Source organism: Helcococcus sp. SA-HE-C1, from assembly GCF_985670335.1.
In genome coordinates this window covers 208,950-221,637 of record NZ_OZ484652.1, presented here as the reverse complement: position 1 = coordinate 221,637, position 12,688 = coordinate 208,950, and the positions used below count along the sequence as shown (strand labels likewise).

Sequence of the window (12,688 nt, the reverse complement as noted above, 5' to 3'; positions counted from 1 at the left end):
AATATTATTTAATAAAGATTAAATTTGAACATTTTATTCTTCTGAGTCTTCTACTTTATCCTCTTCTTCACCAATAACTTCAACTGAATCTGCAGCTACATCTTCAACTTCATCATCTAGTTCCATTTCTTGAGGTTCATTTAATGTACATATTACTGTATCTTCATCTGTAATTAATGTAATATTTTCATCTTTTAATAATTCAATATCAGCAACAGTTAATGATTCACCTAATTTCAATTCTTGTACATCTAATTCTACTTGTTGCGGAATATATTTAGGTAGAGTTTCAATTTCAATTTCCTCTACAAATTGCATCAATACTGATGGTTGTACATAAATTTCATCCCTATTTAATAATACAACTGGTACAGTAACTTTCAATGTTTCATTCATGTTTACTCCAAAGAAATCAACATGTAAAAATTGATTTTTAAATGGATGTTTTTGATATTCTCTTATGATAACATTATGCTCTTCTCCATTAACATCTAATTGAATAATTGCTGACTGACCTGCATCGTTTATTATTTTTTCCAATTCTTTTTCTACAACTTGTAAACTCAAGTTTTCACTATCTCTTTGATATAGCTCTGCTGGTACAAGATTTTCTGCTCTTAATTTTTTAACTGCATTTGATCCAGAAACAGATCTTTTATCTGCTTTTAATACAAATTCGCTCATTTTTCCTCCTAATTTACTGATAAAATATCAATTGTTTAAGTATTATATCACAGAATATACTATTCTACAATTTAATTATTTTTCATTAAAATAAATTTCTAAAAAATTCTCCAATTGATTTGAAAAATCCCTCGAAAAAATTTCCAATTGATTCAAAAAAACCACCTGCTGAGTTAGCTGCTCCATCTAATGTTTCTTGACTAATACCTAGTTTATCTTTAGCACTATTTATTAAATCACCCAATTTATTTGAATCGATATTTTCCTTAACTTTATTTATGGCATCTTCTAACTCTTTAGAGTTTAATTTATCTTTAGCTCCATTAATTAAGCTTTCAAATTGTTCTTTACTCAATTTATCCTTAATTGAATCAATAAATTTCTTACCTTCTGGAGTTTGAATGTATTGTTGCACATTATTAAACTCTTTTTGTGAAAAATCAGATACTTTTGATAGTAAATCTTGTATTTGTTTTTTAGTTTGATCTAAATTTAAATTTCCAATATTAATAAAATTATTGAAGATTACATTTAAGTTTTTAATGTCATTTTTATTTATAATATTTTGAAAATTATTATCTTTAATTACATTCTCTGTTATATTATATACTTTATCAGGACTTACCTTGCCTTGCTTTTGCTTTTCTTCGATCATTTTCTCTTTAACTTCTAAAATAATTTTATTTAGTTTTTCTTTTGAAAATTCTTCATTATTTTTATTATTTTTTTCAATTTCATTAACTAACAATACTTCTTTATTTGCTATATCCGTTCTTTTATCATCAACTTTAATTCCTGATTTTTCTAACGCTTTATATACACCGGTCAATGCTGACGTACCCGTAACAGTTTCTATTGCTCCAACTTTTATATTTACAGATTCTAAGCCTGCTGTTACTGCTGCATTTGAATATTGTAGTGCTGAAACATTTTGAATAGCTAATGGGTTTACAACCTCTACATTGATTTTTTTTGTATTATTTTTAGTAATATAAACAGAGGATATCATCTCGCTATCTTTAGAGTCCTCATTAATATACTTTTTGGCATCTTTACCCTTTATTGATACTTTTTTAGAAGACTTATCTACTCCTAATAATTTAGCGGTAGTTTCAATTTGTGTTTCTGATAATCCCGCTCCATATGCAAAAAAATTATCATCTGAATCTTTTGCAAATACACTCATTAGAGATGTGCCTACTATCCCTACTAGCATCAAAACAGCTAAAGTTAGCGCTATAACTCGTATTAATTTTTTTTTCATCTTATATCTCCTAATTTTCCTCCACTTTTGTAAATATCATTTTTCCAGCCGATGTTTGCAATACAGTAGTTACAACGACCTCTACAGTTTCCCCAATCAAGTGTTTACCATCTTCTACTACTATCATGGTTCCATCATCTAAATATGCCAGTCCTTGTTTTTTTTCTCGACCTTCTTTAATTATATTAACTATCATCTTCTCGCCTGGTATAACAACCGTTTTCACTGCATTAGCGAGAATCATTTATATTTAGTATTTTTATACCCTGTATTACAGCTAATTTATTTAAATTAAAGTCGTTTGTTACTACACTATAATTATATTCTTTTGCATACTTCAATAATTTTAAATCAACTTCATTTATATCTTTATAGTCAATATTTGTGGTTGTTGTTTTTACAATATTGCTATCAAGCAAATTATTTACAATGTCGAATCCTCTTCTTCCTCGTTCTCTTTTTAATTCATCATGAGAATCTGCTATTAATTGTATCTCTTCTAAAACAAAATTTGGTATTATCAATTCTCCATCAATAAAACCTGTCTTTGCTATTTGTAATATTCTACCATCAATCAAGACTGATGTATCTAACAATTTTGAACTAATATTAGTATTATCTATGTTTTGTTTTTTCTTAAAATCTTCTTTACTTGCTAGATTTCTTTGTATTTTTGGTTGAAATCTTTTTAATAAATCATCCTTATTTCTTGTTGCAATTCTATATCCTAAAGTTGCTAACACAATATATAAAACAACATTTATAATTGTAATAATGAATTGTAAAAATTGAGATTGAGGTTTAAAACCACTTAAAGCAAAACTAATAATAAATGCTAAAATAATTCCAATAATAATTCCGATAAATCCAATAATCATGTTTTCTTTTGGGTGATTATATAAAATCGTCTCAATTCTTTCTATGACAGATTCCATTAGTGATATGAGCCGTGGTGCAATTAGATAGAATAGTAAACCAAATATTATCATAGAAAATCCATAATATGTATAAAGTAATATGCTATTTGAAATTACAAATAACTTACTTTGAAATATTATATCTCCAACTGAATATCCTAAGAATACACCTACCACTGCAATCAAAGCTCGCAGTATTTTCTTAAACATTCTATATCCTTTCTGAATAAATATTTTATAAAGTAATCGCTTCGTCAATCAACTCTAAAGCTTCTCCTTTACTCATCATACCAATAATAACTAATTCAGAGGCCATAATTCTTTTTGCGTTATCAAGCATTTTCTTTTCAGATGCAGAAAGTCCCTTTATTTTATTTAATAAAGTTAAATTTCTAACTGTGCTTGCAATTTCAAATATATCTCCTGTTTTAATATTTTCCATATTGTTTCTAAATCTTTTTCCCCAATTTTTAGACATCTCAGTCATATCTTCTTGCAATATTTCTAGAACTTTCTTACCTTCTTCTTGAGTTATTACAGGTCTAAGTCCTTCATCTTCTTTAATTGGAACTGATACCTTAATATCATTTATAGGCAATTGTAAAATGTAATATTTTTCTACATTTCCTAATATATCAATTTCTTGAATATCTACAATTGTACCCGCACCGTGAACTGTGTAAACTATCTTATCTCCAATATTATACATTATACCCTCCTAGTAATATTATATCATATTTAGTATCAATGTATATTTAAACCTATATCTTTAGCAATTACATAAATATAATATCTCATTATTTTGTGTAAATTATGTTTTATTTAATAATAGATTTTACCAAAACAAAATGCTAAAAATTTATAAAGTTGACTTTAATAATTTGTTATGCTAGTATATAAATGTCACTAGGGGCGCAAATAGCTGAGATGAACCCTTAGAACCTGATCTATATAACGATAGCGTAGGAAAGTGAATGACGCTATTATTGCGTCTTTTTTTATTTTAGAAAGAGGAAGAATGAACACAAAAAAATATTTTAATATTCAAATGATGGTTGAAGCTGGATTAAGCATGGCTTTATCTTACGTTTTATCACTATTCAAGGTGTATGAAATGCCATACGGTGGAAGTATTACACTTTCAATGTTACCATTAATGATTTTTTCAATTAGATGGGGTATGAGTAGAGGTTTTATAGTAGGTTTTTTATATGGAATTTTATCTTTAATAATAAAACCACAAGTTGTACACCCGATACAAGTATTGCTTGATTATCCATTGCCAAGTGCATTTATTGGTTTATCCGGATATTCTTACTTAAAAGATAAATCAAAATTACAAGGATATATTCCTTCCATAATAATTGCTTATATATTAAAGTTTGCATGTCATTTCTTGGCAGGTATAATCTTTTACAGAAAATATGCACCTGAAGGTTTAACACCTGAATATTATTCATTTATATATAATATTCAGTATACAGGTCCAGAACTAGTATTATTCTTAGTCGTGATTGCTCTTCTTTGGAGTCCACTAAAAAGTTTAAGAGTAAAACAACATTAAATTTAATTATATAGATTAGAAAAAGCTATTTTAGTTAAAACTAAAATAGCTTTTTAATTTATGATTTTATTCAACTATAATTTTTTCTATAATAACATCGTCTTTAGGTTTATCATTTACTCCAGTTTCCACTTCTGATATAGATTGAACAACTTCCATTCCCTTTATTACGTGTCCAAAAACTGTATGTTTTCCATCTAGATGATACGTTCCACCTAGTTTTTCATATGCGTCTACAACTTCTTTTGGAAATCCCTTCTCTTCACCTGATTCTCTCATTTGTTTAATAATTTCTGGTGATATATTGTTTTTTGCAGTTACTATAAAAAATTGGGAACCATTCGTATTAGGACCAGCATTTGCCATGGATAAAGCACCCGTAAAGTGTCTATATTTTACATCAAACTCATCCTTAAATGATTCTCCCCAAATACTTTTTCCACCTCTACCTGTTCCCTCTGGATCTCCACCTTGAATCATAAAATCTTTTATCACTCTATGAAAAATCACACCATTATAATATCCATTCTTTGCATGAGTGGTAAAATTTTCTACCGCCTTTGGTGCTACATCTGGAAATAATATGAATTTAATTTCCCCTTTATTAGTTAGCATTTTCACTTTAACATTGCCTTCTCTAAATCCTTCAATTTGATTTAACATAGCACTTTCCCCCTTATTATTTTTAGTTCCCTCTTTTTTTTCGCTCATCGTTTCTTTAGTTCTTTCTTTTTGTTTATTATTAGAACAAGCTACAAAAACAAATAATGCTAATATTAATAATAGTATTCTTTTCATCCCCGTCTCCTTTATTAGTTTATTCAGTAATTATAACTCAAAAACATAAACTCTCAAAAGTTTACAAACTATTCTCCTGTTGTAATATCTCTCTTTTTAAGCAATAAAACCGCTAAAAATAACGAAATTACTAGATATGGAATAATTGAATATATTATCTCTTTAACCGAGACCACGTGCATCGTGTTTCTTGTAATTTCTTGCATATTATATTGAAGTTTTTGTATAGCATTATAAAGTAAATAATCATTTATTTTAATTTTAGTTAACACTTCTACTAAACCAATTATAGCTGTAACTATCCCAAGTGAATATAAAACTGAAAAAGTTACTGTAACATTTGATTTTTGAAACAAATTGGATATCATAATTATAATTGAATTTACTGTTATTAATCCTAAGATTAACACTGAAGTAAACTTTAATAATTTATATGGATCAAAGCTAGTATCTGCATTTAGTATTAAAGCTGATATATATGATGCCCAGCAATTGTAACAATAAAAATATTATTGTATATGCCGAACTTACTATAAATTTTGCAAATACTGCATTTGTACGATAATTATTTCTACCTATTATATTTTTTATATATCCTGATGAAACATCAAAACCTACAAACATAGCAGTAAATAAAGTACTTAAAATTAAAACGTAGCCTCCACCACTAATTAATTCTAAGTTTTTTAGAAATGATACTCCTTCTTTAATATAGTCATTTTTTAATTTATCCAAATCTATATTATATTTTTTTGCAAATTCACTTACATTATTTCCGTCTTCGTATAATTTTTTTAATTCTCCAGCTTCAAACTTTTCTGGATTTTTTTCTATATAATTAGAAATCGATTCATAAGCTGCATTATCAACTCTTGCAGAATATTTTGCATATGAACCTGCTCCAAATAATAATAAGCCTATAATTATAGTGATATAAGTAACTCTAAAATTTAACATTTTTTTGAATTCAAACTTTAATAAATTAAACATTTTTGCCTCCTGTTAAATCTAAATAAAAGTTTTCTAAGTTTTCTCCAACTTTTATAATATGATTTAGATATAATCCATTTTCGCAAAGTTTTTTATTAATATCCTTAGAGTCAATATTACCAAACACTTGCAATTTATCTGAAAATACTTCTACATTTACATCTTCAAAAGATTCTAAAATTATCATTTTTGCTTTTTCAAGTTCATCAACCATAATTTCAATTTTTGAATTTGCTGATTTTTCTATTTCTACATTGTCAAATTCTTTAATCAATTTACCATTTTCAATAACACCAAATCTATTCGCTATTTTTGAAAGCTCTTCTAGAATATGACTTGAAATAATTACAGTTAAATTTCTCTCTCGTACTAATCGTTTTACCAAATTTCTAAATTCTCTCATTCCTTGAGGATCCATTCCATTTGTTGGTTCATCTAATAGGAGAATATCTGGATCTCCCACTAAAGCGATTGCTAACCCAAGTCTTTGTTTCATACCTAGAGAATAGCCTTTAACTTTTTTCTTTACGCCTGAAAGACCCACTAGTTCTAATATAGGTTCAATTTTACCCGATGAATCAATCCCTTCTATAGCAAATTTTAATTCAAGATTTTTCTTAGCATCAAGATTTAGATATAATCCGGGACTTTCTATCAATATGCCTAATTTTAATTTTTCACCTACATCATTTTGTATTTCAAATGAGCCAGATGTAGGTATTATCAATTCAGATATCATCTTCATTAATGTAGTTTTACCTGCACCGTTTCTACCGATTAATCCATAAATGTCACCCTTTTCTATATTGATACTTACTTCATCACAGGCTATATTTTTACCATATTTTTTGGTTAGTTTATTTGTTTTAATTATTGTAGCCACTCTAATTTCTCCTTAGATTTATTTCAAAATTTATTGATTTAACTTATAAAAATTATAACATATATTTACTATATTTTTTATTTTAAAATAAAAAACTCATTAAAATGAGTTTTCTATTTTTCATATTATCTAAATACGTCTTTTATAACCTCATTTAGATTTTCAAATTTAATAATTTTAATACTTTTTATTTTTCCAAAATCATAATCACCCTTTGAAATGTATACTTTCTTAAATCCTAATCTGTCTAATTCAAGTACTCTTTTTTCAATATCTTGTACTTTTTTTAATTCTCCTGTTAATCCAACTTCAGCAATAAAAACAGTCGAATTATCTATACCTATATTCTTCATAGATGAAACTATACTCATTATAATAGCTAGGTTTACAGATTGTTCATTTAATTTTAATCCACCCGTAGTTTTTAAAATTACATTTTTATCATATAGATTAAATCCACATCTCTGTTCTAATATTGAAATCAAAGTATTTAATTGATCTTTTCTTAACGTGTCACCTATTCTAATTGGATAAGGACCAAAAGACGTCGACACTAAAGATTCGACTTCAACAGTTAAAAATCTAGAACCTTCTTTTATTTCTGAAATTGCCGAGCCAGGTATAGGATTTTCCCGAGAAGTTAAAAAATATTCAGAAGGATTTGACACTTCTTTAAGTCCTCCCTCAATCATATTAAAAAGTCCTATTTCTCCTGTATACCCAAATCTATTTTTAGTTGTACGAAGTACTCTTAATTGTGAATCTGTTTCGGATTCTAAAATTAAGACCGCATCAACAAGATGCTCAAGAGTCATTAATCCTGCCATTTCGCCAGACTTTGTCATGTGTCCAATCATTATAGCTGCTTTAGGCTTTATAGAGTCTTTGCAAATATCTACCAGTTTATTTGCACATTCAATTGTCTGAGTAGGCGTACCTGGTCTTTGAGAATATTCATAAAGTGCTAAGGTCTGAATTGAATCTAAAAAAATAATGTCTGGATCAATTTCTTTTATTTCGCTTATGGCTACGTCCATTGAATTTGTGGATAGTAGAAATATATCATCTGGAATTTTTGGCATTATTCTATTTGCCCTTGATTTTATTTGAGATTCAGACTCTTCACCAGATATATATAGAATCTTTGCACCTGATTTCGCTAAATTATATGCGATTTCTAAAAGTAATGTTGATTTTCCTGCTCCTGGCTTTGCAGTAAGTATAGATACAGAATCTTTAACTATACCACCACCAATAGTTCTGTCAAACTCTTCTATGCCTGTTTCAAATCTTTCTGATTCACTCACTTTTATAGATTTTAATCTGTTTGATTTTTGGGAAGTTAAATTTAATTTTGATATTTGTGATTTTGATTTTTTTTCTACTATCTCTTCAACAAGTGTGTTCCAAGCATTACAACTTGAGCATTTTCCTGCCCAAGTTATATGCTCTTCACCACAGTTAGAACAAATATAGATTGTTTTTAATTTCATTATACTAATTCCAATTCATTTATTGCAATTTTATCGCCTCTTATTATAATTGATATTCTTGTTTCCTTTGTAATTTCTTCATTTAATATTTTTTCTGCAATTAAATCTTCAATTTCAGTCTTAATAAATCGATCAAGTGGTCTTGCTCCATAAGTATCATCAAATCCACCTTCTGCAATTTTTTCAGCAACTTTATCTGTATATTTTGCTTGATATCCCATATCTTCAATTCTGTCCAATAAATCATCCAGCTTTAATTTTACTATTTCTTTAATATTTTCTTTATTCAATCTATTAAATACTATAATATCATCAATTCTATTTAAAAATTCTGGCTTAAACAAATTCTTTAATTCTCTATTAACTATTTCCTTAGTATTTTCATAATCTTTTTTAACTTGATCTTCTACATTTCCAAAACCAATTATATTTTTCTTAGAAAGTTGTGATGCTCCAGCATTTGAAGTCATAATTATAACTGTATTTGTAAAATCAATTTCTCTGCCTTGTGAATCGGTCAATCTACCTTCGTCTAATATTTGTAGTAAGATATTAAAAGTATCTGGATGAGCTTTTTCTATTTCATCAAAAAGAATGACAGAATACGGTTTTGATCTAACTTTATCTGTTAATTGTCCGCCTTCTTCATATCCCACATATCCAGGAGGAAATCCTATTAGTTTAGAAACTGAATGTTTTTCCATATATTCACTCATATCGATTCTAATAAGATTGTCATCTCCATCAAATATTTCTTCTGCAATTTTTTTTGCAAGATATGTCTTACCCACTCCTGTTGGACCTACAAATATGAATGTACCTATAGGTGAATTTGCGTCTTTTAGACCTACTCTAGATCTCTTTATAGCTTTAGATACAACTTCTACTGCAATATCTTGACCAATTACTGTTCCTTTAAGATTTTTATCTAAATCTCTGTATTTTTGATTTTCTTCTTGAGTTATTTTAGATACTGGAACTTTTGACCAATTAGAAATAATATCTCTAATTCTATCTACAGTTATCTCTTCTATATAGTCAATTTCTTCTTTTTCATTTTTTATTTCTATTTCTTCAAGTATTGATAAATACTCATCTTCTAATTTTACAATATTATCCCTTACATATGCAGCTTTTTCATAATTTTGAGTATTTATAGCTTGTTCTTTTTCTTCATTTAATTTTTTTATTTCATTTTTTAATTTATCTAAAGCTTCTGGATTTTTAAAATTAGATACTTTTAACTTTGATGAAGCTTCGTCAATTACATCAATCGCCTTATCTGGTAAAAATCTATCTATTAAATATCTATCTGATAATTTTACCGTTTCTTCAATTACTTCATCTGTAATCTTGATTCTATGAAACCTTTCATAGTACTTTCTGATACCTTTAATAATTTCAATAGCCTCTTCTATAGAAGGTTCTTCAATTTCAATTGGTTGGACTCTTCTTTCTAGTGCCGGTTCCCTTTCAATAAACTGTCTATATTCTGAAATTGTAGTTGCTCCAATTAATTTAACTTCACCTTTTGATAAATATGGTTTCATAATATTTGAAGCATCAAGGCTTCCTTCTGAAGAACCCGCTCCAATAATTGTATGAATTTCATCTATAAATAGAATTATATTAGGTATAGACTGTGCTTCTTTTAATGTATCTGAAATTCTTTTTTCAAATTCTCCTCTATATTTTGTACCAGCAATCATTGAAGCTAAGTCTATCGAGAATATTCTCATATCTTTCATTATTTCAGGCACATCATTTAAGGCAATTTTTTTAGCTAAACCTTCAACAATAGCCGTCTTACCTACACCCGCTTCACCAATAAGTATTGGATTATTTTTAGTTCTTCTTGTTAAAATATTGATAATTCTTTGAATTTCTTCATCTCTACCAATAACTCCATCAATACTTGTTAATGCCTTCTCTACAAGATCAATCCCAAATTTATCTAAATTTGGATGTGCTTTCCCTTCAACAAAATTATTTTTATTTTCCATATAATAGTCTAGTAACATATAAACTTGTTGAGAATTTACATTTGTATCTGCAAGGATAACCTTAGCCTCACTATTAGATACCAAAATATTGATAAGTAATCTTTCTTCAAATGTCATTTTATCTTTATTTCTCTTTTGTTGTAATGTGACATCATCTAATAAATTCTTCAATTCAATAGTAGTACCCTCAATATTATCTGATTTTTCATCACTTGTAATCTGAAGATATTCTTTCATTAAATCATAATCAGCACCAGCTGTTGTTAGTGCTTTAGATTCTAATCCCCCCGTTCTAGTTAAAGTCAGTAAAGCATGACTTACAGTAATATATTTAGCTTTTAAATCTGATGCCTCTTTATTAAGCATCTGCATAAAATCCTTAAATCTCATTATTTTTCACCTTTTCTTGCCATTTTCTTGATTATCATAATTTTTTTATTAATCTCACGCATTTCATCTCTTGTATTTGCCGCAGCTAAATAATCTTCTTCATTTAGATTGCTATGCAATTCAGCTTTTTTCTTCTTGCTGCGTTTTGTAAATTTTGCATTTCTTTATCTTCATGAGTTAGATTATCTTTTCTATCTTTTGGTCCATAACTCCTATGCATATTCCTTTGAATGGTATTATATTTTTCACCTATCTTGCCACTTAAATTTTTCATCATTTCGTCTATATTTTGATTATTTAGATTAAATCCTGTATTTTCAAAATTCATCTCTTTAATATCAAAGTTGTCGGGAGTTAATGTGCTCATATCAAAATTTTCATCTCCAAGAGCATCTCCAAACATTTTTTCGAATTCACCTTTATTATTTTGAAAAAAATTAAACATTTGTTTTTGAATTTCATCAGGATTTACGTTGCCAAACTCATCTTGAAAACTATCCATCATATTTTGCATTTGTTCTCTATAGCAATTCATACAGATTTGTAATTTCTTCATTTTTCCATTGATCATCATATAAACTTCCATGTCTGCATCATTTCCACAATTAAAACATTCCATAATTTCCCTCCTATCTAATCTCTAACTAGAGCCAATAAAACATTCTTAAAAACACTTGCTCTAACTATATTTTTACTCTTCGAATCCAAATCTTTTAATGCATTATCATCGATACTATGCTGTATTATTAAAGCTTCCTTTTGTGATAATACTTCCTCTTCAACCAAACCTTTTATTATATGTTTAGCTTTATCTAGTGTAATTTTTTTATCGATAGTACCATTTAATATATTATTGATTAACTGATCTTCAGTCATCTCTAATTTTATTATCTTAATATACCCACTACCACCTCTTCTACTCTCAACGTAATATCCTTTATACGGTGTAAAACGTGTAGTTAATACATAATTGATTTGAGATGGTGCACAATTAAACTGTTCCGCCAAATCATTTCTGCCAATCTCTATATATTCTCTTTTTTCTAATCTCATTCTCTCAAGTAGAAATTTTTCAATATCTGAAGTTAATCCCATTTTATTGTCCTTCTTTGACTTTATTATAAAAAAAATTTTCCGCACTAAAATTTTACCATCTTTTACCTTAAATGTAAAGTGTATATAGTCTAATAAGACATTTATATAAATATTATAAATAAATCTAGTAAACTAACCGGTAAATTTGATTCCAAAATTACCTCTCCATTTTCAGAAAGATATATTAACTGTGTAACTGAAACTGCTGCTGCTACAAATCTTGTAAATTCTGATTGAATATTTGAAACTAAAATAGGTGGTACCACCATATCAGCAAAACCAACAATTATCGTTTTACTTGCCGCCTACGCATTTGGCACTTGCAATTTCAATGATTAAATAAAATTTTCAAAACTAATTCAATAATTTAACATTTTCTAATATAACTAAACAAAATGTAATTGACACTGCTGAAAAAGTTGTAGCAACCACTGAGGCTTCTCTTTCTGTATAATCCCCTTCTTCATATTGCTTATTAGTTAGTGCAACCCCCAATAGTCCCATATCCAATTCATAATGCTAGACAGTCAACAGCTGATCTACCTGGTAATCCAAAAATCGGCGTCATAAATTTAGATAATAGTTAGAATTATTTTGTTTTTTATAG

The 12,688-nt window shown here is 27.8% G+C and carries 16 protein-coding genes and 1 riboswitch; of the genes, 1 reads left to right on the top strand and 15 read right to left on the bottom strand.

Annotation, left to right across the window (positions count from 1 at the left end):
• Positions 1 to 33: 33 nt before the first annotated feature.
• The 5 genes from AC4KN9_RS01195 to AC4KN9_RS01175 form a co-directional block, all read right to left on the bottom strand.
• Complete coding sequence (locus AC4KN9_RS01195; RefSeq protein ID WP_491016858.1) at positions 34 to 684, bottom strand: 50S ribosomal protein L25; 651 nt, start codon at positions 682 to 684, stop codon at positions 34 to 36.
• An 85-nt stretch (positions 685 to 769) separates the two neighbouring features.
• Entirely contained in the window at positions 770 to 1,948 is a 1,179-nt protein-coding gene (locus AC4KN9_RS01190) for a DUF1002 domain-containing protein (RefSeq protein ID WP_491016857.1), read from the bottom strand.
• A gap of 10 nt (positions 1,949 to 1,958) precedes the next feature.
• Positions 1,959 to 2,144 (bottom strand): TRAM domain-containing protein, encoded by a 186-nt coding sequence (locus AC4KN9_RS01185; RefSeq protein ID WP_491016856.1) that lies wholly within the window; start codon positions 2,142 to 2,144, stop codon positions 1,959 to 1,961.
• Positions 2,145 to 2,178: 34 nt separating this feature from the next.
• Complete coding sequence (locus AC4KN9_RS01180) at positions 2,179 to 3,075, bottom strand: PIN/TRAM domain-containing protein (protein ID WP_491016855.1); 897 nt, start codon at positions 3,073 to 3,075, stop codon at positions 2,179 to 2,181.
• A 25-nt stretch (positions 3,076 to 3,100) separates the two neighbouring features.
• Positions 3,101 to 3,574: a CarD family transcriptional regulator gene (locus AC4KN9_RS01175; protein ID WP_491016854.1), complete on the bottom strand. Its 474-nt coding sequence runs from the start codon at positions 3,572 to 3,574 to the stop codon at positions 3,101 to 3,103.
• Between the two features lie 189 nt (positions 3,575 to 3,763).
• Positions 3,764 to 3,851: riboswitch (TPP riboswitch) on the top strand.
• Between the two features lie 32 nt (positions 3,852 to 3,883).
• On the opposite strand from AC4KN9_RS01175, the gene thiT reads away from it, so the two are divergent.
• Positions 3,884 to 4,429 carry an energy-coupled thiamine transporter ThiT gene (gene thiT / locus AC4KN9_RS01170; protein WP_491016853.1) on the top strand — a complete coding sequence of 182 codons (546 nt, stop codon included), beginning with the start codon at positions 3,884 to 3,886 and terminating at the stop codon, positions 4,427 to 4,429.
• A 66-nt stretch (positions 4,430 to 4,495) separates the two neighbouring features.
• Here thiT and AC4KN9_RS01165 read toward each other — a convergent pair whose 3' ends face one another.
• The 10 genes from AC4KN9_RS01165 to AC4KN9_RS01120 all read right to left on the bottom strand — a co-directional run bounded on the left by AC4KN9_RS01165 (position 4,496) and on the right by AC4KN9_RS01120 (position 12,585).
• A complete protein-coding gene (locus AC4KN9_RS01165; protein WP_491017912.1) occupies positions 4,496 to 5,092 on the bottom strand; it encodes a peptidylprolyl isomerase in 597 nt (198 codons plus the stop codon).
• Positions 5,093 to 5,295: 203 nt separating this feature from the next.
• Positions 5,296 to 5,637 (bottom strand): hypothetical protein, encoded by a 342-nt coding sequence (locus AC4KN9_RS01160; RefSeq protein ID WP_491016852.1) that lies wholly within the window; start codon positions 5,635 to 5,637, stop codon positions 5,296 to 5,298.
• Positions 5,638 to 5,671: 34 nt separating this feature from the next.
• The gene (locus AC4KN9_RS01155) at positions 5,672 to 6,217 is read right to left on the bottom strand and encodes a hypothetical protein (protein WP_491016851.1); all 546 of its coding nucleotides are present in this window, start codon (positions 6,215 to 6,217) and stop codon (positions 5,672 to 5,674) included.
• A complete protein-coding gene (locus AC4KN9_RS01150; RefSeq protein ID WP_491016850.1) occupies positions 6,210 to 7,100 on the bottom strand; it encodes an ABC transporter ATP-binding protein in 891 nt (296 codons plus the stop codon). The genes AC4KN9_RS01155 and AC4KN9_RS01150 overlap by 8 nt, the downstream gene beginning before the upstream one ends.
• 125 nt (positions 7,101 to 7,225) lie before the next feature.
• Positions 7,226 to 8,593, bottom strand: a complete 1,368-nt coding sequence (gene radA / locus AC4KN9_RS01145; protein WP_491016849.1) for a DNA repair protein RadA — start codon at positions 8,591 to 8,593, stop codon at positions 7,226 to 7,228.
• Positions 8,593 to 10,986 (bottom strand): ATP-dependent Clp protease ATP-binding subunit, encoded by a 2,394-nt coding sequence (locus AC4KN9_RS01140; RefSeq protein WP_491016848.1) that lies wholly within the window; start codon positions 10,984 to 10,986, stop codon positions 8,593 to 8,595. Before AC4KN9_RS01140 ends, radA begins: the two co-directional genes overlap by 1 nt.
• Before the next feature lie 103 nt (positions 10,987 to 11,089).
• Entirely contained in the window at positions 11,090 to 11,605 is a 516-nt protein-coding gene (locus AC4KN9_RS01135) for a hypothetical protein (protein ID WP_491016847.1), read from the bottom strand.
• A gap of 14 nt (positions 11,606 to 11,619) precedes the next feature.
• Positions 11,620 to 12,081 carry a CtsR family transcriptional regulator gene (locus tag AC4KN9_RS01130; RefSeq protein WP_491016846.1) on the bottom strand — a complete coding sequence of 154 codons (462 nt, stop codon included), beginning with the start codon at positions 12,079 to 12,081 and terminating at the stop codon, positions 11,620 to 11,622.
• A gap of 101 nt (positions 12,082 to 12,182) precedes the next feature.
• Entirely contained in the window at positions 12,183 to 12,350 is a 168-nt protein-coding gene (locus AC4KN9_RS01125) for a hypothetical protein (protein WP_491016845.1), read from the bottom strand.
• Positions 12,351 to 12,435: 85 nt separating this feature from the next.
• Positions 12,436 to 12,585 carry a hypothetical protein gene (locus tag AC4KN9_RS01120; protein WP_491016844.1) on the bottom strand — a complete coding sequence of 50 codons (150 nt, stop codon included), beginning with the start codon at positions 12,583 to 12,585 and terminating at the stop codon, positions 12,436 to 12,438.
• Between the last annotated feature and the right edge of the window lie 103 nt (positions 12,586 to 12,688).